Source organism: Lysobacter enzymogenes, assembly GCF_017355525.1.
Taxonomy (GTDB): Bacteria; Pseudomonadota; Gammaproteobacteria; order Xanthomonadales; family Xanthomonadaceae; genus Lysobacter; species Lysobacter enzymogenes_C.
This window is the reverse complement of record NZ_CP067395.1, coordinates 5,308,164-5,326,109: the sequence shown is the minus strand read 5'-3', so window position 1 is coordinate 5,326,109 and position 17,946 is coordinate 5,308,164. Positions and strand designations below refer to the sequence as shown.

Sequence of the window (17,946 nt, the reverse complement as noted above, 5' to 3'; positions counted from 1 at the left end):
GGCGCGGAAGTCGTGAAGTTTCGCGGTCGCGGCTTGCGCCGCTCCTACAGGTGGGCCTCGTGGCAACGCAGAGAGCCTGAAACGGCGGCGGTGCGCGTCCGGCTTCATCGCCCGCTCACTCAACGGCATCAACCTCCTGCGCGCTGCGCCGCCGCATTCGCGGCATCCGCCGAACCCGCCGCGCCCGAGCGCCGGCCCGAGACTATGCAAGGACCCGCATGACGACGAACTCCGCCTCCACGCCCGCGCCCACCGAACTGTCGGCCAAGACCCGCGCCTTCATCGTCCTGGTGGCGTTGCTGCAGGGCCTGCTGCTTCAGTTCGTGCGGCCCAGCGCGGGCCTCGGCTTCGAACTGGACATCGTCGTCTGGTACACCCTGGCGCTGTCGATCCCGACCGCGATGCTGCTGACGGTGCAGCGCCTGGACGACGCCCGCTACTGGAGCAACCTCGCCGTGCTCGCCGCGGTCTGCCTGGCGCTGGCGTGGTGGGCCGGCTGGAGCGCCACCGGCGCGCCGCACCTCAACGCCGCCGCGGTGCTGGCGCCGTTCGCCGCCAGCCTCGCCGTCGGCCTGTTCGTCGCCCTGCCCTATCTGCAATGCCGCCTCGCCCACGGGCGCTGGTGCGCGCCGTACCGCGAACTGTTCGAACACGGCTGGCAGAACGCGCTGACCGGCCTGCTCACCGGCGCCTTCGTCGGCATCTGCTGGGCCGTGCTGGGCCTGTGCGCGCTGCTGTTCAAGCTGATCGGCATCGAATTCTTCGCCGATCTGTTCACCACCCGCGGCTTCGCCCATCTCGCCACCGGCGTCATGATCGGCCTCGGCGTGCTGGTCGGCCGCACCCAGCAGCGGCCGGTGCAGATCGCCCGGCAGATCCTGTTCGCGATCTTCAAGGGCCTGCTGCCGCTGGTCGCGCTGATCGCGCTGCTGTTCGTCGCCAGCCTGCCGTTCACCGGCCTGGACGCGCTGTGGAAGACGCGTTCGGCGACGCTGATCCTGATGTGCCTGATCGCGACCGTCGTCCTGTTCGTCAACGCGGTCTACCAAGACGGCGAAGCCGCGGCGCCGTATCCGCGCTGGCTGCGCGCGCTGATCCACGCGGCGCTGCTGACCCTGCCGGTGTACGCCGCGCTCGGCCTGTACGCGCTCGGCCTGCGCATCGCCCAGTACGGCTGGACCGGCGAGCGCTTCTGGGCCGCGCTGGCCGCGGCGACGCTGAGCCTGTACGCGCTGGGCTATGCGCTGGCGGCGCTGCGCCGCGGCGGCGAGCGCTGGCTGAGCGATCTGCGCCGGGTCAACGTCGCGGTGTCGCTGGTGTTGCTGGCGCTGGCGGTCGCGGCGAACTCGTGGCTGCTGGATCCGCACCGTCTCGGCGCCGGCTCGCAGCTGGCGCAGTTGCGCAGCGGCAAGATCGGGGCGGAACAGTTCGACCTCGCGTATTTGCGCTTCGACGCCGGCCGCCGCGGTTATCAGGCGCTGCAAAGCCTGAAGACCGATCCGCTGTTCGCCGCCGCCAAGGCGCCGGCGCACGCCAATCTCGTCAGCGCCCTCGACGCGGTCTCGCGCGGCGATTACCGCAACGACCGCCACGAATCGCCGAAGATGCGCACGCGCGAACAGGCGCTGCGCGAACTGCGCCGCGCCGACGGCGTCGCCGCGATCGACCCGGCCTGGATCCAGGCCGCGCTCGCCGACCGGATCGCCCTGCCGAGCTGCGAAGACGAGCAGGCCAACTGCGTGCTCGCCACGCCGGACCTCGACGGCGACGGCCGCGCCGAATACCTGCTGTGCCGCATCCACGATTGGGGCGTCAACTGCAATGCGTACGCGCTGCTGCCGCGCGGCTGGCGCAGCATCGGCCAGACCTATCTGTCCGAACGCGGCGAAACCGCCGAGGCGGTGCTGCGCGCGAACAAGGTCGAGGTGGTGCGCAGGCGCTGGGGCGATCTGCGCATCGGCGCCGGCAACGAGCTGCTGCGGCTGGAACCCGGCCCGCGCCGCGACTGCCAGGACGGCGATCAGGACGAGGACTGCGCGCACTGAGCCGCCGCGGCGCGGCTACAGCATCAGCGCGACGTCCTTGGCCTGCGCGTCCGCCGGCGGCGCGCCGTGGGTCCAGAACGCTTGGACCCACGGCCGTACCAGGTCCAGCGACGTGGAAGCGCCGCGCACCGCGCCGAAACGGCGCAGATTGTCGGATTGCAGCGCCAGCATGCGCGCGTCCTGGTCGTTGACCCGTTTCAAGAACGGCCACACCAACGCGCGCACCAGCCACGCCGGCGCCCAGCGGTTTTCCACGTGCAGGCTGGCGAACACCGAGGTGGTCGCCGCATCGTGCGGGGCGAAATGCAGGCTGATGCGCACGACGCCACCGTTGGCGTAGCGGTATTCGATCTGCGCGCTGCCCGGCGCGTCGAACAGCGCCCGCTCGCTTTCGCGCGGCGATTCGAACAGGCGGTACAGCAAGCCCGACTGTTGGGGCTGGCCGAGATAGTCGACGCAGAAGCCTTGTTGCGACGGCACGAATCGCGCCGTCGCGGGCTGCCGCGCGCCGCCGCGGCGCACCAGTCCCGGATGGATCGAATGGGTGTGCAAGGGATCGAGGAAATTCTCGATCGCATCGACCACGTGCGCGCGCCACTGCGTCTGCCACAGAAAGCGGCGCGAACCGGGCGGATTGCGCAGCGCCATCGCCGGCAGTTCGCCCTCGTCGCGGCCGTCGGCGCGCAGCCAGATCAAGCCGTCGTGCTCGCGCACCGCCGCGGCACGCACGCGCACCTGCGGCAGCGCGGCGTCGGCCGGCAGGCCGGGGATCTCGCACAGGCGGCCGGACGCGTCGAAGCGCCAGCCGTGGTACGGACAGACCAATCCGCTCGCGCCGCAAACGCCGTGCGACAACGGCGCGTGGCGGTGCGGGCAGCGGTCTTCCAATGCGAACGCACGGCCGGCGGCATCGCGCGCCAGCGCGTACGGCCGGCCGAGCAGGCTCACCGCGACCGGCGCGCCGCGCAGGCGATCGCTGCACAACGCCGCGAACCAGCGCGAGGCATGCGAGGGATGCCAGTCGCTCATGCGCGCGGCGCTCCGGCGGCGGCGGCTCGATGCTTGGGCTTCATAGCCCGAATCTTCGCATGATCGGCACCCCGACCCGGCGCGTCAGCGCCGACAGCGCCGCCACCGCGCGGCGCGTTCGTGCCGGCATGTGGCGCACGTAGACCGCGCTGTATTCGATGCTGGCTTCGCCTCCGCGCAAACGCTTGAACTCGGCCGCGCCGGCGCTGAAGTTGACCGTGTCGCCGGTTGCGATGGCGCGTTCGAACGTGGTCGCGGTCAGCAAGCGGTAGAGCCCGAGGCGCTGCGGCAGGCCGGTGTCGTAACCGACGATCGGCGTGGTCGCGGTGCCGCCGAAGCCGAACACCCCGGCGATGCAGAGCAACTGCCCGGACTCGTCGCGGAAGCCGTCGAAGCGCAGCAGGCCGGCGCGGTGCCATTCGCGCAGGAAGCGCTCGCCGTAGCGCGGGTTGAAGCCCGAATACTTGTCCATGTACAAGCGTTCGTACAGCCAGGCGATGCGCGCGTAGTCGGCCTCGTCGATATCGCCGTCGTGCGCGCGCCCGGGCCGCTTCGCCGCCAGCTTCAGATCCATGCGCAGGTTGTGCCGGCGCTGCGCCGACCCGGCGACATCGCGGAACAGATACACCTGCCGGCTCGGGATCAGCGCGAACCCGAGCGCCTCGCATTCGGCGAGCCACGCCGCGTGCTGGTCGCGGTTGAGCGAACGCAGCCACACCGCGTGGGTCGGCCAGCGCTGCAGGGCTTCGCCCAGCAATCGCGCCGCCTCGCCTGCGCGCCATTGCGGATAGACATTGGTCGAGAGCCACCAATTGTTGATCGCCACCGCGCGGTCGATGCCGGCGCGGCGCAGCCAGCCGTCGAGCCCGCGCCCGGCCGCGCGCAGCAGCGGCGTCGCGGCGGCCGGCGCGTAGCGCACGGCTTCCTCGGTCGCGTAATCGCCGTAGGTGGTGCGCGGCGAACAGACCCAGGCGTTGCCGTCGATGTCGCCGTCGTCGACGCTGGCCGGATAGCGGCGTTCGCCGTCGCCGACGAGTTCCGCCCGGGTCGCGAGGTTGGCGACCAGCGCGCGCGAATCGGCGCCGACGTGGATGTGCGCGAACGCCTCCACGTGGCGCGCGAACTCGTCGTCGTTGCGCGCCGGCGCGGTCACAGGTCCGGCAACTCCTCGCCGTCCCACTCGATATCGCGCGTCGCCGCCTCGCGCAGGCTGCCGCCGCGGCGCAGCGCGGACCACGCGTACGCGCCCAGATCGACCAACGCGCCGAGCGGCGGCGCGCGGTCGCCGGGCACGGCCAGCACGTCGTCGGCGCGGCGCCAGTCGCGCAGCCACGCGCGCGCGCGGCCCTGCGCCAGCGCTTGCGCGAGGCCCGCGCCGAGCATCACCGGCGCGAGCATGCGCGGCCGCGCGGGCCGCGCTTCGACGCAGGCGATGTCTTCGCCGAGCAGCGCCGCCGGCAAGGCGTCGCGCTCGCCGAACAGATGCACGCCGCTGGTTGCGCGCGGATTGCATTCCAGCACCGTCGCGTTGCCGTCGCCGGCGACGATCCAGTCGAACGAAATCTGCCCGGTGTAGGCGATCTTGCCGACGAAGCGCTCGACGAAGGCGCGGATCGCCGTGTTCGGCGCGGGTTCGAAATAGAAACTCGAACTGCGGTTGAGCCGGTACGCCGGGCGGTACACCGAATGCGCGAGCAGGCGGCCGCGGTCGGCGACGCTGTACGAGCACAGCTCGGTGCCGGCGTGGAAGCGCTGCGCGACCCAGGTTTGAGCCAGCGGCAGCGGCGGCGCATCGGCCGGCATGCCGTGCGGATACAGCCGCACGTGTACGCCGAAACGCGAGTATTCGGGCTTGAGTACCAGCGGCCGGCCGGCAGCCCAGGCGCGCGCTTGTTCGAGCGTCTTCACCGCAGCACTGTCGGGCACGCCGGCGCCGCAATCGCGCGCCAGTTCCAGGAACCGCAGCTTGCTGTGCAGCTCGCGCAGCTTGTCGAACTCGTCGACCAGCACGCGCACGCTGTCCGGCAGCGCGCCGCGGTAGCGCGAGAGCCAGAACGCTTCCTCGCAGGTCGGCACGACCAGATCGATGCGGCGCTGGGCGACGATGCGCGCAAGATCGGCGGCGTACTGCGCCGCGTCGAAGCGCGGGCCGGCGATGCGCAGGCTCGCATCGCTCGCGTTCGACCAGCCCGTAAGCCGGCACGAGACGCTGTCGGCGGCCAGCGCAACGCCACCGCTCGCCCGGAAACGGCGGGCGATTTCGAGCGCGGCCGGCGCGCGGGCGCCGAGGATCAGGACGTTGGGCATGCGGAAGCGGCGCGGCGACGGTGGGAAAACGCCGCGCGCGCAAGACGATGCGGCGCTCGGGCGGACCGGGAAGGATCGAAGCATGTGCGGGCGTTAGCAAGCCCGCGCGCCGGGCGACGGCGCCGGGGGAACGGCCTTGCGGCCTCCGCCGAGCGCACCGCTCGTCGCCGGACAGCGCCTTGGCAGCCGCCGAGATTCCGTATAAAGCCCATAATTTTCAAATATTTAGACGCTTAACCCTGGAGCCTACACCGGTCCGGGCTGGGGTCCGCCCCAGGTACTCGCCGGCCCCGCCCGCTTGCTAGGGTCGGCTTGGAAAACGCTTTCACCGCGAACCGGCCCCGCCGGCCGCTCCCCCAAGGAGGGTGTTCTCATGGCAGACGCAAGCAACGGCGTTTCCGGCTCCGACTCCTCGCGCAGCGCCGCCGAGGCCGCCAGCCGCGCCGCCGAAACCGCAGCCGCGCAACAGGCCGCCGCCGACAAGGCCGCCGCGGACGCGGTCGCCGCCGCCGCGCTCGATCCGAACCTGACCGCCCCTGTCGACCTCAGCATTTCGCCCGCCGCGCTGTCGCAACTCAACGCGATGACGGTCGACACGGTGCCGAACCTGTCCTCGTTCAACACCCTCGGCGGCGTGCCGACGCCGACGACTTACGCCGATGTCGCGCAAAAGCCCGCCGCGCCGGCGATCGACGAATACAACGCGTGGTCGCCGACGTTCAACATCACTCCGAACGATCCGGCCGCGGTGGCGAAGGCGGCGCTCAGCGACGTTTCGGTCAATTTCGGCTTGAACTACGTCGGCGACGTCAACGCCAGCATCGAGGCGCGCATGGGCATCGCGCCCGCGCAAGTCACCTTCGCCGGCGCGGTGAGCTACACCAACGGCATCGACAGCTACGGCATCAGCGCTTTCGCCGGCCCGTTCGGCGGCGTCGCCGAGCCGAATTTCGGCGCCACCGTCACTGCCGCGAAAGAACTGGACTTCGGCAAGCTCGATGCCAGTCTGAGCGTCCAGTTCAACCCCAGCGGCTTCACCGCGGGCAGCTTCAATACCGGCATCAGCGCGCCCTTGTCGGTCGATTGGAGCGGTTATGCGCGAGTCGGCGTCGGCGTCGACCAACAGGGCATCAACAGCGTGAACGGCGTCGTCGGCGCTGAGTACAAAGCCGACGGCACTTCGTTCAGCGTGAACGGCAGCGGGCGGGTGGATACGTTTACCGGCGATTTCAGCGGGCGGGCCGGGTTCAATCTCGACATCAAGTTCTGAGCGACGCTCGTCGCCTCAGGATCACAAGCAGATCCAAAGCCCGTCCAAGCGAATCGAATGGATCGGGGAAGTCGCTTCGCTCGGAAAGCCACAGAATCCACTTCGACACTGCCGCGCACTCGTCCGGATCGAGAAGCGGCCATCGTTCGGCAAAAGAATCGTCCCAGTTTTCGGGATCGCCGCTGCGATCGAGCTGCTGCACCAGCGAATCGACGACCAACAGATCGGGCCGCCGTTCGCGAACGCTCGCGCAAATCACCCCAGGAAGGAAGTAACGAAAGCCCTCCGAAGTGAAGCCATAAATGCAATCGGGATATTTTTCGAGCGTTTCGCAATCGATTTCGGACCACCGCAGACCCGATACGGCCTCGGCGTCTTTGCGAATCTCATCGACCGGCCCGTCCTTGACCAGAACCACAGGCCGCGGCCTGCCGCCGAACGCGAGTTCGGTGTCTTTGAGTACTTCGATGTCTTCGATCATCGAGCCTTCGCTTCTGCAACAGGCACTGAAGGAAAAATCTACACGGTCCTGCGCCACGACAAGCACAAAAAAGCCGGCTTCCGCCGGCTTCTTCGCTATCGCCTAAACGAACGGCTCACCGCACCTCAGCCACCTCGACCCCATCCAACCCCTGCGACAAGGTCCGCGCATCGCCGCCCTGCGCCAGCTTGATCCGCAGGCGCACCTCGTTCTGCGAGTCCGCATAGCGCAGCGCGTCTTCGTAGCTGATCTCGCCGCCCTGGTACAGCTCGAACAGGGCCTGGTCGAAGGTCTTCATGCCGAGCTGGGTCGATTCCTTCATCAGCTCCTTGAGCTTGTGGATCTCGCCGTCGCGGATGTAGTCCTGCGCCAGCGGGGTGCCGAGCAGGATCTCCATCGCCACGCGGCGGCCCTTGCCGTCGGGGGTCGGGATCAGCTGCTGGGCGACCACGCCCTTGAGGTTCAGCGACAAGTCCATCAGCAGCTGCCCGCGGCGGTCTTCGGGGAAGAAGTTGATGATGCGGTCCATCGCCTGGTTGGCGTTGTTGGCGTGCAGGGTGCACAGCACCAGGTGGCCGGTTTCGGCGAAGGCGATGGCGTGGTCCATGCCTTCGCGGGTGCGCACCTCGCCGATCATGATCACGTCCGGCGCCTGGCGCAGGGTGTTCTTCAACGCGGCGTCCCAGCTGTCGGTGTCGATGCCGACCTCGCGCTGGGTGATGATGCAGCCCTCGTGGCGGTGGACGAATTCGATCGGGTCTTCGATGGTGATGATGTGGCCGGTCGAGTTCTGGTTGCGGTAGCCGATCATCGCCGCCAGCGAGGTCGACTTGCCGGTGCCGGTGGCGCCGACGAAGATGATGATGCCGCGCTTGGTCATCGCCAGCGTCTTGATGATCGGCGGCAGGTTCAGCTCCTCGACGGTCGGGATCTTGGTCTCGATCCGGCGCAGCACCATGCCGACCTGGTTGCGCTGGTAGAAGCAGCTGACGCGGAAGCGGCCGACGCCGGTGACGCCGATGGCGAAGTTGCACTCGTGGGTCTTTTCGAATTCTTCGCGCTGCTGCGGGCTCATCACGTTGAGCACCAGGTCGCGGCTCTGCTGCGGCGTCAGCGGGTTCTGGGTGATCGGCGCGATCTTGCCGTGCACCTTCATCGACGGCGGCATGCCGGCGGTGATGAACAAGTCGGAGGCGCGCTGGTGCGCCATCAGCTTGAGGAAGGAGGTGAAGTCGATCGCACCGGAGGCGGTGGTCGGATTGGTCGGGGCGGGAGTGTTCATACGGCTACCTCCTCGGGAGGTCGTTTACGGCGGCGAAGGCCGCCGGGGGGATGTGGCGCTCGCGGCTGCGCGCGACGTCGGGAGGGCGGCGCGGCGTGCGCGCCGCCGGCGGGCGTCATTCGAACAGACGCTTGTCCTTGGCGTATTCCTTGGCCTGCGGGCGCAGGATCAGGCCGCGCTTGACCAGGTCTTGCAGGTGCTGGTCCAGGGTCATCATGCCGTAGGCCTGGCCGGTCTGGATCGCCGAATACATCTGCGCGACCTTGTCCTCGCGGATCAGGTTGCGGATCGCGGGGATGCCGACCATGATCTCCCAGGCCGCGGTGCGGCCGCCGCCGACCTTCTTCAGCAGCGCCTGCGAGATCACCGCGCGCAACGATTCCGACAGCATCGAGCGCACCATCGGCTTTTCGCCGGCGGGGAACACGTCGATGATGCGGTCCACGGTCTTGGCCGCCGACGAGGTGTGCAGGGTGCCGAACACCAGGTGGCCGGTTTCCGCGGCGGTCAACGCCAGGCGGATGGTTTCCAGGTCGCGCAACTCGCCGACCAGGATGTAGTCGGGATCTTCGCGCAGCGCCGAACGCAGCGCCTCGTTGAACCCGTGCGTGTCGCGGTGGACTTCGCGCTGGTTGATGAGGCACTTCTGCGAGGTGTGCACGAACTCGATCGGGTCTTCGACCGAGAGGATGTGCGCGTACTCGCTCTTGTTGATGTGGTCGATCATCGCCGCCAGCGTGGTCGACTTGCCCGAGCCGGTCGGCCCGGTCACCAGGATCAGGCCCTGCGGCTGTTCGATCAGCTGGCGGAAGATCGGCGGACAGCCCAGGTCTTCGAGGCTCAGGACCTCGGAGGGAATGGTACGGAACACCGCGCCGGCGCCGCGGTTCTGGTTGAACGCGTTGACGCGGAAGCGCGCCAGGCCCGGGATCTCGAACGAGAAGTCGACTTCCAGGAATTCTTCGAAGTCGCGCCGCTGCTTGTCCGACATGATGTCGTACACCAGGGCGTGCACCTGCTTGTGGTCCAGGGCCGGGATGTTGATCCGGCGCACGTCGCCGTCGACCCGGATCATCGGCGGCAGCCCGGCCGAAAGATGCAAGTCGGATGCTTTGTTCTTTACCGAAAACGCCAGAAGTTCGGCGATATCCATGCGTGCTCCCCGCACTGCGTTTGGACCCGGTTCGCGGGTCCTGAAATTAAGGGCCGTACGAAGGGCCCGTAAAACCAGCCACTTGGGCCCGGATGCAACCTCAAAGCTGGAACCGAACCACCCCTAAGAGGCAGTATAGCCCCGCAAAGGCCCACCGGTGTGTCCGGTCGGGCCCACCCTTTCTCACAGGATTTCCCCCACGTGCACGAGCACGTTCTTCACCACATCTTGCAACAGTTGCAGCGCGCGGCGCACGACGCCGGCCGGCCGGTTCCTCGATTGCTTGCGGTCAGTAAAACCCAGGATGAGACCGCGGTCGCGAATCTGGCGCTGCAAGGCCAGGACGCGTTCGGCGAGAACTACGTTCAGGAGGCCGCGGCCAAGCGCGCGGCCCTGGCCGCCACCGCCGCGGCCGGGCTGGCGCTGCAGTGGCACCTGATCGGCCACCTGCAATCGAACAAGGCCGCCGAGGCGGCGGCGCTGTTCGACTGGGTGCACACCGTCGACCGGCCCAAGCTGGTCGCCGCGCTGGCCCGCCACCGGCAGGCGCAGCAGGCGCCGCTGAACGTGTTGATCCAGGTCAACATCGACGACGAAGACAGCAAGCACGGCTGCCGCCCCGAAGACGCGCCGGCGCTGGCCGCGGCGATCGTCGCCGAACCGGCGCTGCGGCTGCGCGGGCTGATGGTGATCCCGACCCCGCATGCCGATCCCGAACGTCGCCGGCCGTCGTTCCGCCGGGCCAAGGCGCTGTTCGACGCGCTGGCCGGCGCGCATCCGGGCCTGGACACCTTGTCGATGGGCATGAGCGACGACTACGCCATCGCCATCGCCGAAGGCGCCACCCTGGTCCGGATCGGCACCGCGCTGTTCGGCGCGCGCGCGCCCAAGGCCGCGGCACCGTGAGCTGCGGCCGGATCGTGTTCGCGGGCCACGACCGCGCGGTCGACCACCGTATCCGCTGCGTCCGCCGCGGCGACAGCGAGCGCTTCGATATCCTGTGGCGCGGACGGATCGCGCCGACCTGCGTCGGCCGCTACCGGCCCGAATTCCGCTTCCAGGCGCGCATCGACGACGTGCCGATGCCGGCCCTGCCAACGCTCTGACTCTTTCCGGTTTCCACTCCATGCCCAACACCGACCGCGCTTCCTCCTCGCCCACCCTCGCCTTCATCGGCGGCGGCAACATGGCCCGCAGCCTGATCGGCGGCCTGATCGCGCGCGGCGCCGATCCCGCCCGCCTGCGCGTGGCCGAACCGGTGCCGGCGCTGCGCGAGGCGCTGGCGCGCGACTTCGGCGTGCCGGTGTTCGAGCGCGGCGAACAGGCCGCGGACGGCGCCGACGTGTGGCTGCTCGCGGTCAAGCCGCAGGTGATGCGCGAAGTCTGCGGCAGCCTCGCCGCCCAGGCGCGCGCGCAGGCGCCGCTGGCGATCTCGATCGCCGCCGGCATCACCGCCGGCCAGCTCGACCGCTGGCTCGGCGGCGGCGCGGCGGTGGTGCGGGCGATGCCCAACACCCCGGCCCTGCTCGGCGCCGGCATCACCGGGCTGTACGCCAACGACGCGGCGCGGCCGCGTTTCGAACAGGCGGCCGAACTGCTGTCGGCGGTCGGACCGACCGTGCGTATCGACGACGAGGCGCGCATGGACGCGGTCACCGCGGTGTCCGGCAGCGGCCCGGCCTACGTGTTCCTGCTGGCCGAAGCGATGCAGCAGGCCGGCGAAGCGCAAGGCCTCGACGCCGACGCCGCGCGCGCGCTGGTCGTGCAGACCCTGCTCGGCGCGGCGACCATGCTGCAGGCCAGCGACGAACCCGCGGCGACGCTGCGCGCGCGGGTCACCTCGCCGGGCGGCACCACCCAGGCCGCGGTGGAGACCTTCGAAGCCGGCGGCTTCCGCGAACTGGTCGGCCGCGCGATCGCCGCGGCGACCGAGCGCGGCCGGCAGCTGTCGGCGGCGAACGAATGAGCCGGCTCGGCGTGGCCGCGCTGGCGCTGGCGCTGTTGGCCGGTTGCGGGCGCGAAGCCTCGGTGCCGCCGGCGCAGGGCAATGCGGCCGGCAGCGAAACCCTGCGCAGCGGCGCGATCGCCATGCACGCCACCGCGGTGCAGACCGACAAGCTGCCCGAACAGATCGTGCGCCGCTACGGCGCGCAGCGCGATGCGCGCACGGTGCTGCTGGTGCTGTCGCTGCGGCTCGGCGAGGACGCCGACGCCAAGGCGCTGACCGCGCAGCGGGTCGAGGCGACCGTCACCGACCTGCTCGGCCGCAAGCAGACGCTGGCGATGCGCGAAGTGCGCGACGGCGAGTTGGTGGACTACGTCGGCACGGCGCAGCTGACGCCGCCGGATACGCTGCGGTTCGAGGTCGCCATGAGCGGCGAACAGGGCCGCCATGTCATGAAGTTCAATCGCGATTTTTTCTGAGCGCGGCGACGGCGCTCACTGCCCTGGCAACCCACCGTTGCGGGTCAGCGCATCCACACGCCGCCGCTCGTTCGGATCGAAATCGGCCAGCAGCGCGTCCAGCCGTTGCCGGCGCTGGTCCTGGCTGAGCCCGCCGTCGGCGAGCACGCGCTGGCGCTGCGCGGCGTAGCTGCGCAGGCGCAGCTGCCATTGCCCGCGGCGCTGGTCGAGTTCGGCCAGCCGCTGCGCCGCGGCCGCGCCGAACTGCGCCTCGCGCTGCGCGTAGCGCGCCGCCGGGTCGGTGCCGTCGCGTTCGAAGCGGCGGTCCTGTTCCAGCGCATCGCGCAACTGCGCGCTCGCCTGCAAGGCCGGATCGGCCGCGGCCTCGCGTTCGAGTTCGGCCGCACGCCGCGCGCGTTCGGCGGGATCGCGCTCGGCCAGCAGCGCGCCGCGCAATTGCCCGCGCCGCTGCGCCTGCAGGTAATCGGATTCTTCCTGCGCATAGAACGCTTGCGCCAAGGCTTCGCCCAAGCGCTCGCGGCGCAGCGCGCGCACGCGTTCGAACGCGGCTTCGGGGCCGCCGGCGGACTGCGCCATCGCCACCGAGTCGCGCTCCAGCGCGACGTAGGCGTCGAACCAGGCCAGCACCGTCGCCAGCGCCGCCGGCGCCAGTCGCGCGTGCAGGTGCGCGGCCAGCGCCGAACGGATCGCTTCGGGCGAGCGCTCGCCGGCGCGGGCGAGGAAATAGTCGAACAGGCGGCGCAGTTCGCGGTCGGCGCGCGGCCGGCCGAGCGCGTCCAGGGTCGCCGCGCCGTCGACCTGGGTGTCGCGCAGCGAATCGTCCGCGGCGGCGGCGGCGGACGGCGCCGGCGCGCCGCCGGCTTCGTTCGCGCCGTCCGGATCGGCGAGCTTGCCGCCGGGCCCGCTGCTGACCACCGGCGCCGACAACAACAGCGGCCGCTCGAGCACGCCGCCGACGGCGAACACCGCGGCGATGGCGAGCACCGCCACCGCCGCCATCGCCAGCGCCAGCCCCAACCCCAGCCCAGGGCCGCGCACCGGTTACAGCCCCGCGCCCTTGAGCCGGTTGAGGTGGGCGCGGTACACGCTGGTCGGGTTGGCGCTGAACACGCCGCGCAGGCCGGCGATCTGGTTGACCTCGTCGAGGTGGTTCCACTCGTAGTCGTCGCGGATCACCTGGCCCCAGTGGCTGGAGCAGCGCCCGACCAGGCCGTCGTTGGCTTCTCCGCCGAACAGCAGGCCGCCGGCGATCATCGCCGGGTCGGACAGGTCGAGCCAGTTGGTGGAATTGGAAACGCCGCCGAACGAGTAGTAGCGCACCCCTCCGGCAACCGCCGCGCCGCTGCCGCAGGCCGTGGCCGGCTTGCCCTGCGGATAGCGCGTGTTGAAGCGCGCCGAGCCGGCGCTGTCGAGCGCCTTCAGCGCGGCCAGCGAATCCTGCGGCGACTGGCCGCCGGACAGCGCGCCGATCAGCGAGGAGAACGCGTTGACGAACGACGCCACCAGCGGCCGCAGCGGCGAGCCGTCGGGCAGCACCGCGCCGACGAAATCGGCGACCTTGCTGCCGGCGTGCGGCGAGCCGATCGAGGTCATCGAGGCGACCAGGTCCGGCCGCACCGAAGCGACATAGCGCGCGGTCGGGCCGCCCTGGCTGTGGCCGACCAGATTGAACTTGCTGTAGCCGTGCAGCGCCTTGAGCGTTTCCAGTTGCGCGATCAGCTGTTCGCCGCGCATCTCGTTGGAATTGGCCGCCGACACCTGCGCCACGTAGACCTGCGCGCCGCCGTCGCGCAGCGCTTGCGGAATGCCGAACCAGTAGTCGTAGACCCCGCCGATGGCGTCGAAGCCGAACAGGCCGTGCACCAGCACCACCGGATAGCGGGTCTTGGTGTAGTCGTCGGCGCTGGCCGGGAAGGCCGCGGCGAGCAGCAGGACGACGAACAACACGGGCGCAGCGAACAGGCGGCGCAGCTTGGGTCGCGACATGATCCCCTCCACGGGACGCGCCGGCGGCGCGCCGACGCCTCGACTGTACGAATGGGTATGGCGGGAACACGCCGCGTTGCAGCATGGTGCGGGGAAGTGTGAACTGGGCGGGGGAAACGGGGGCGGCGGCGGCCGGGAAATGCTGCGCTGCATCGTGGGTTGCGCGGTAAGTGAGGTTTCGCGGTCGCGGCTCGCGCCGCTCCTACAAGGGCTTTCATGCTGCGCTGCATGGCGGGTTGCGCGGTAAGTGGGGTTTCGCGGTCGCGGCTCGCGCCGCTCCTACAGGGACCCATGTAGGAGCGGCGCGAGCCGCGACCGCGCCAAACCGACTGCGACGCCACCGCCCTGCCCCCGACATCGCCGACAATGACCGCCCCCGCTGTCGACTTCCTGCACCCATGGGCCCGCAACGCATCGTCTGCCTCACCGAGGAACCCACCGAAACCCTGTACCTGCTCGGCGAGCAGGCCCGCATCGTCGGCATCAGCGGCTTCACCGTGCGGCCGCCGCAGGCGCGCAAGGAAAAACCCAAGGTCAGCGCCTTCACCAGCGCCAAGATCGGCGAGATCCTCAAGCTCAAGCCGGACTTCGTGGTCGGCTTCTCCGACATCCAGGCCGAGATCGCCAGCGAACTGATCAAGCACGGCGTCGAGGTGTGGATCAGCAACCACCGCAGCGTCGCAGGGATTCTCGACTACGTGCGCCGGCTCGGCGCGCTGGTCGGCGCGGGCGAACGCGCGCACGCGCTGGCCGGCGAACTCGAACGCAACCTCGACGCCGCGCGCGAACGCGCCGCGCGCCTGCCGCGGCGGCCGAAGGTGTATTTCGAGGAATGGGACAGCCCGCAGATCACCGGCATCCGTTGGGTGTCCGAACTGGTCGGCATCGCCGGCGGCGACGACGTGTTTCCCGAGCACGCGGCGATGCCGCTGGCGCGCGACCGCATCCTCGCCGATCCGCAGGAAGCCGCGCGGCGCGCGCCGGAGCTGATCCTGGGCAGTTGGTGCGGCAAGAAATTCCGCCCCGAGCAGGTCGCCGCGCGCGAAGGCTGGGGCGAGGTGCCGGCGGTGCGCGACGGCGAGCTGCACGAGGTCAAGTCGCCGATCATCCTGCAGCCGGGGCCGGCGGCGCTGAGCGCGGGGATCGAGGAATTGAGCCGGATCATCGAGGGCTGGGCGCAGAGGCGCGCGCAGTAAGGCAGCGCGGGGGGACTTGGAAACCGAGGCTTTGCGCTGCTGCGCGAGGTCCTGCGAGCTCAAGCCTCGATTGTGTGCGAGAGCCTCGAAACCCGGGGCCCGGTGTCTTTGTGGGAGGGCCTCCAGGCCCGACGCTCTTGTACCGGATCGCAGCGATCCGACACCACGGCCGCTGACTTGAAGCCTACCGGTAAGACCCGAACCTCAGGCCTGAGCGCGCTTCACGATGCTCATGCATCAGGCCCGGAAACCGTCCTCAACAGCGGCGCGAGTTATTTATCCGCGTCGAGCCCGCGCCGGAAATACACCACCCGCTCGGTTTCCTCGAACCCGCACGCCGCATGCGCGCGATGCGAATCGACGTTGTCGAGCAAGGCGTCCGACGCCAGCTCGCGGCAACCGCGCGCGCGGCCCCAGGCTTCCACCGCCGCGATCAGCGCGCGGCCGAGGCCTTGCCCGCGCCGCGACGGCGCCACGTACCAGCCTTCCAGGAACGCCACCGGCGAAGAATCGGTGCCGTTGACGTAGTCGCTGCGCAGGCTGGCCTCGGCGAAGCCGCACAGGCCGTCGCCGTCTTCGGCCACGAAGGCGGCCAGGCGCGCGTCCTCGAAGAAATCGCCGAGTTCTTCGGCCAGGTCCGCTACGTCCTGATCCGGCCACAGCTGCGCGCGCAGACGCGCCCAGGCGGCGCGATCGGCGGCCGCGGCCGCGCGCACGCGCCAGGGCGCGCTCACGGATACAGCATCCGCTTGCTGTACGCGCCGGCGCGGTCGCTCTCGTACAGCCAGCGCTCGTGCAGGCGGAAATCGGCGCCGTACCAGAACTCGACCTTTTCTGCGCGCACGCGCAGGCCGGTCCAGCGCGGCGGACGCGGCACGTCGCGGCCTTCGAACGAATGCTCGGCCTCGGCCAGACGCTGTTCGAACGCCTCGCGGCCCTCCAGCGTTTCCGATTGCTTCGACGCCCACGCGCCGAGCTGGCTGCCGCGCGGGCGGCTGGCGAAATAGGCGTCGGCTTCGGCGTCGGAGACGATCTCCACCGCGCCCTCGATCCGCACCTGTATGCCGTGGCGCACGCGCGGCCAGTGGAACAGCAGCGCGGCGTGCGGGTTGGCCTGCAGTTCGCGGCCTTTGCGGCCGTCGAGATGGGTGTAGAACACGAAGCCGCGCGCGTCGTGCGCCTTCAGCAGCACCGTGCGCACGGACGGGCGGCCGTCGAGCGCGGCGGTGGCCACGCTCATCGCGGTCGGATCGGGCTCGCCGGCCGCGCGCGCTTCGGCGAACAGCGTGTCGAACGTGGCGAGGGCTTCGGCGAGCAGGTCGGCGGTCTGGGTCATTGCGCTATTGTGAGCGCATGTCGCCGCGTCCGCATCTGACCCGCGTCAATACGCCCGGCGCGAACGCGGCCGCGGCCGGCGCGCCCGCCACAACCGGCAAAGCCGCCGGCGCCGTGCGCGACGGCGCGCACGGTTTCGCCGCAGCCTTCGTCGCCGCGGCGCTGGACGAAGCGCTCGCCGTCGCCGCGCCGGCCGGACGCGCCCGCCTGTACGCGATCAGCGGCCTGCAAGGCAGCGGCAAATCGACCCTGGCCGCGCAGCTGGCCGACGCGGCGCGCGCGCTCGGACTGCGCGCGGCGGTGCTGTCGATCGACGACTTCTACCTCGGCCGGCGCGAACGCCTGCGCCTGGGCCGGCGCGTGCATCCGCTGCTGGCCACGCGCGGGCCGCCGGGCACCCACGACACCGCGCTGGCTTGCGAAGTCCTCGACCGCTTGCGCGACGGCGCTGACGTGCGGCTGCCGCGCTTCGACAAGCTCGCCGACACCCGCCTGCCGCCGTCGCGCTGGGCGCGCGCGCACGGCGTCGACCTGATCGTGTTCGAAGGCTGGTTCCTCGGCGCGCCAGCGCAGGACGACAGCGAATTGATCGAGCCGGTCAACGCGCTGGAGCGCGACGAAGATCCGCACGGCGTCTGGCGCGGCTATTGCAACCGCGCGCTGGCGACGGACTATCCGGCGTTGTGGTCGCGGCTGGACCGCTTGCTGTTCCTGCAACCGCCGGGCTTCGAGGTGGTCGCCGGCTGGCGCTGGCAGCAGGAACAAGCTTTACAGAAGCAGGCTTTACAGAAGCAGCCCTTGCAGAAGCAGGCCTCGCAGGCGCGCCAGCCGCATCGCCGCGGCATGACCCAGGCGCAGGTGCGGCGCTTCGTGAGCCTGTTCGAACGGGTCAGCCGGCAGGCGCTGGCGCGGCTGCCGCGGATCGCCGACCGGACGGTCGTGCTGGATGCGCAGCGGCGGCCGCAGGACGCTGTCGTGCGGGATGCGCTGGGCCAGTCGCGCCGCAACGGAGAGCGTCGGGCCTGAAGGCCCTCCCACGCGGCGTTGTGGGAAGGCCTTCAGGCCCGACGCTTTCCTTTCAGCCGCGACGGCCGCTCACTTCACCACGAAACTGATCTTCAGATTGACCCGCCATTCCTGGATGTTGCCGGCCGCATCGGTGGTGACCTTGATCTCGTTGACCCAGGCGCCCTGGATGTCCTTGACCGATTCGGCGCACTTGGCCAGGCCGGACTTGACCGCGTCCTCGATGCCGGTGGTGGAGGAAGTGCTGAGTTCGATGACCTTGGCGACCGACATGTGCGTCTCTCCTGTGGCGCGCGAACGGGAAACGCCCGCGCCGCGGCGCGCGCGAAGCGGCGGCGGGGCTCCTGAGCCTAGGCCGGCGCTCGTTAAGCCGGCGCAAGCGCCGCGGCGGCGCGAGCGCGGCCGCCGCGTG

The 17,946-nt window shown here is 70.3% G+C and carries 19 protein-coding genes and 1 pseudogene; 8 read left to right on the top strand and 12 right to left on the bottom strand.

The window, feature by feature from the left end; genetic code table 11:
* Window positions 1-218: 218 nt before the first annotated feature.
* On the top strand, window positions 219-2,045 hold the full coding sequence (locus JHW38_RS22445; protein ID WP_207523502.1) for a DUF4153 domain-containing protein: 1,827 nt from the start codon (window positions 219-221) through the stop codon (window positions 2,043-2,045).
* A gap of 15 nt (window positions 2,046-2,060) precedes the next feature.
* On the opposite strand, the gene JHW38_RS22440 is transcribed toward JHW38_RS22445, so the two are convergent.
* Genes JHW38_RS22440 through JHW38_RS22430 form a run of 3 tightly spaced genes read right to left on the bottom strand, consistent with a single transcriptional unit; the run spans window position 2,061 to window position 5,381 of the window.
* Entirely contained in the window at window positions 2,061-3,074 is a 1,014-nt protein-coding gene (locus tag JHW38_RS22440) for an aromatic ring-hydroxylating oxygenase subunit alpha (protein WP_207523501.1), read from the bottom strand.
* A 40-nt stretch (window positions 3,075-3,114) separates the two neighbouring features.
* On the bottom strand, window positions 3,115-4,227 hold the full coding sequence (locus tag JHW38_RS22435; protein WP_207523500.1) for a GNAT family N-acetyltransferase: 1,113 nt from the start codon (window positions 4,225-4,227) through the stop codon (window positions 3,115-3,117).
* Complete coding sequence (locus JHW38_RS22430) at window positions 4,224-5,381, bottom strand: ATP-grasp domain-containing protein (RefSeq protein ID WP_207523499.1); 1,158 nt, start codon at window positions 5,379-5,381, stop codon at window positions 4,224-4,226. Before JHW38_RS22430 ends, JHW38_RS22435 begins: the two co-directional genes overlap by 4 nt.
* A gap of 373 nt (window positions 5,382-5,754) precedes the next feature.
* Between JHW38_RS22430 and JHW38_RS22425 the strand changes: the two genes are divergently transcribed.
* Window positions 5,755-6,651, top strand: a complete 897-nt coding sequence (locus tag JHW38_RS22425; RefSeq protein WP_207523498.1) for a hypothetical protein — start codon at window positions 5,755-5,757, stop codon at window positions 6,649-6,651.
* On the opposite strand, the gene JHW38_RS22420 is transcribed toward JHW38_RS22425, so the two are convergent.
* The 3 genes from JHW38_RS22420 to JHW38_RS22410 form a co-directional block, all read right to left on the bottom strand.
* Window positions 6,641-7,132, bottom strand: coding sequence for a hypothetical protein (locus tag JHW38_RS22420; RefSeq protein ID WP_207523497.1), 492 nt, complete (start codon window positions 7,130-7,132; stop codon window positions 6,641-6,643). The genes JHW38_RS22425 and JHW38_RS22420 overlap by 11 nt on opposite strands.
* A gap of 115 nt (window positions 7,133-7,247) precedes the next feature.
* Window positions 7,248-8,414: a PilT/PilU family type 4a pilus ATPase gene (locus JHW38_RS22415; protein ID WP_207523496.1), complete on the bottom strand. Its 1,167-nt coding sequence runs from the start codon at window positions 8,412-8,414 to the stop codon at window positions 7,248-7,250.
* Window positions 8,415-8,529: 115 nt separating this feature from the next.
* Window positions 8,530-9,567, bottom strand: a complete 1,038-nt coding sequence (locus JHW38_RS22410) for a type IV pilus twitching motility protein PilT (RefSeq protein ID WP_207523495.1) — start codon at window positions 9,565-9,567, stop codon at window positions 8,530-8,532.
* Between the two features lie 201 nt (window positions 9,568-9,768).
* On the opposite strand from JHW38_RS22410, the gene JHW38_RS22405 reads away from it, so the two are divergent.
* From JHW38_RS22405 to JHW38_RS22390, 4 genes are read left to right on the top strand one after another with little or no spacing between them, the layout of a single operon-like run.
* Entirely contained in the window at window positions 9,769-10,473 is a 705-nt protein-coding gene (locus JHW38_RS22405) for a YggS family pyridoxal phosphate-dependent enzyme (RefSeq protein WP_242691048.1), read from the top strand.
* Window positions 10,470-10,673, top strand: coding sequence for a hypothetical protein (locus JHW38_RS22400; RefSeq protein ID WP_207523494.1), 204 nt, complete (start codon window positions 10,470-10,472; stop codon window positions 10,671-10,673). Before JHW38_RS22405 ends, JHW38_RS22400 begins: the two co-directional genes overlap by 4 nt.
* Window positions 10,674-10,693: 20 nt before the next feature.
* Window positions 10,694-11,533, top strand: a complete 840-nt coding sequence (proC, locus tag JHW38_RS22395) for a pyrroline-5-carboxylate reductase (protein WP_207523493.1) — start codon at window positions 10,694-10,696, stop codon at window positions 11,531-11,533.
* Window positions 11,530-11,991 carry a DUF4426 domain-containing protein gene (locus JHW38_RS22390; RefSeq protein ID WP_207523492.1) on the top strand — a complete coding sequence of 154 codons (462 nt, stop codon included), beginning with the start codon at window positions 11,530-11,532 and terminating at the stop codon, window positions 11,989-11,991. The genes proC and JHW38_RS22390 overlap by 4 nt, the downstream gene beginning before the upstream one ends.
* 15 nt (window positions 11,992-12,006) lie before the next feature.
* Here JHW38_RS22390 and JHW38_RS22385 read toward each other — a convergent pair whose 3' ends face one another.
* On the bottom strand, window positions 12,007-13,029 hold the full coding sequence (locus JHW38_RS22385) for a lipase secretion chaperone (protein ID WP_207523491.1): 1,023 nt from the start codon (window positions 13,027-13,029) through the stop codon (window positions 12,007-12,009).
* 3 nt (window positions 13,030-13,032) lie between these two features.
* Window positions 13,033-13,977, bottom strand: coding sequence for a lipase family alpha/beta hydrolase (locus JHW38_RS22380; protein WP_207523490.1), 945 nt, complete (start codon window positions 13,975-13,977; stop codon window positions 13,033-13,035).
* Window positions 13,978-14,375: 398 nt separating this feature from the next.
* Here JHW38_RS22380 and JHW38_RS22375 point away from each other — a divergent pair, with 398 nt between their 5' ends.
* Complete coding sequence (locus tag JHW38_RS22375) at window positions 14,376-15,173, top strand: ABC transporter substrate-binding protein (RefSeq protein ID WP_207523489.1); 798 nt, start codon at window positions 14,376-14,378, stop codon at window positions 15,171-15,173.
* On the opposite strand, the pseudogene JHW38_RS26105 reads toward JHW38_RS22375, so the two are convergent.
* From JHW38_RS26105 to pdxH, 3 genes and pseudogenes are all read right to left on the bottom strand, one after another.
* Window positions 15,139-15,336 (bottom strand): annotated as a pseudogene (locus tag JHW38_RS26105) (DUF6053 domain-containing protein); the annotation flags it as partial. The gene JHW38_RS22375 and the pseudogene JHW38_RS26105 overlap by 35 nt on opposite strands.
* A gap of 109 nt (window positions 15,337-15,445) precedes the next feature.
* Window positions 15,446-15,907: an aminoglycoside 6'-N-acetyltransferase gene (gene aac(6'), locus JHW38_RS22370; protein ID WP_207523488.1), complete on the bottom strand. Its 462-nt coding sequence runs from the start codon at window positions 15,905-15,907 to the stop codon at window positions 15,446-15,448.
* Entirely contained in the window at window positions 15,904-16,509 is a 606-nt protein-coding gene (gene pdxH, locus JHW38_RS22365) for a pyridoxamine 5'-phosphate oxidase (RefSeq protein WP_207523487.1), read from the bottom strand. Before pdxH ends, aac(6') begins: the two co-directional genes overlap by 4 nt.
* Before the next feature lie 17 nt (window positions 16,510-16,526).
* Between pdxH and JHW38_RS22360 the strand changes: the two genes are divergently transcribed.
* Complete coding sequence (locus tag JHW38_RS22360) at window positions 16,527-17,534, top strand: kinase (protein WP_242691046.1); 1,008 nt, start codon at window positions 16,527-16,529, stop codon at window positions 17,532-17,534.
* 69 nt (window positions 17,535-17,603) lie between these two features.
* On the opposite strand, the gene JHW38_RS22355 is transcribed toward JHW38_RS22360, so the two are convergent.
* Complete coding sequence (locus tag JHW38_RS22355; RefSeq protein WP_057946557.1) at window positions 17,604-17,807, bottom strand: dodecin family protein; 204 nt, start codon at window positions 17,805-17,807, stop codon at window positions 17,604-17,606.
* Window positions 17,808-17,946: the final 139 nt, after the last annotated feature.

Coding starts and splice junctions, on each gene's coding strand:
- proC (WP_207523493.1), top strand. CDS start 10,694: ATGCCCAACACCGACCGCGCTTCCTCCTCGCCCACCCTCGCCTTCATC.
- JHW38_RS22415 (WP_207523496.1), bottom strand. CDS start 8,414: ATGAACACTCCCGCCCCGACCAATCCGACCACCGCCTCCGGTGCGATC.
- JHW38_RS22360 (WP_242691046.1), top strand. CDS start 16,527: ATGTCGCCGCGTCCGCATCTGACCCGCGTCAATACGCCCGGCGCGAAC.
- JHW38_RS22375 (WP_207523489.1), top strand. CDS start 14,376: ATGGGCCCGCAACGCATCGTCTGCCTCACCGAGGAACCCACCGAAACC.
- pdxH (WP_207523487.1), bottom strand. CDS start 16,509: ATGACCCAGACCGCCGACCTGCTCGCCGAAGCCCTCGCCACGTTCGAC.
- JHW38_RS22440 (WP_207523501.1), bottom strand. CDS start 3,074: ATGAGCGACTGGCATCCCTCGCATGCCTCGCGCTGGTTCGCGGCGTTG.
- JHW38_RS22410 (WP_207523495.1), bottom strand. CDS start 9,567: ATGGATATCGCCGAACTTCTGGCGTTTTCGGTAAAGAACAAAGCATCC.
- JHW38_RS22430 (WP_207523499.1), bottom strand. CDS start 5,381: ATGCCCAACGTCCTGATCCTCGGCGCCCGCGCGCCGGCCGCGCTCGAA.
- JHW38_RS22425 (WP_207523498.1), top strand. CDS start 5,755: ATGGCAGACGCAAGCAACGGCGTTTCCGGCTCCGACTCCTCGCGCAGC.
- JHW38_RS22445 (WP_207523502.1), top strand. CDS start 219: ATGACGACGAACTCCGCCTCCACGCCCGCGCCCACCGAACTGTCGGCC.
- JHW38_RS22390 (WP_207523492.1), top strand. CDS start 11,530: ATGAGCCGGCTCGGCGTGGCCGCGCTGGCGCTGGCGCTGTTGGCCGGT.
- JHW38_RS22355 (WP_057946557.1), bottom strand. CDS start 17,807: ATGTCGGTCGCCAAGGTCATCGAACTCAGCACTTCCTCCACCACCGGC.
- JHW38_RS22380 (WP_207523490.1), bottom strand. CDS start 13,977: ATGTCGCGACCCAAGCTGCGCCGCCTGTTCGCTGCGCCCGTGTTGTTC.
- JHW38_RS22420 (WP_207523497.1), bottom strand. CDS start 7,132: ATGATCGAAGACATCGAAGTACTCAAAGACACCGAACTCGCGTTCGGC.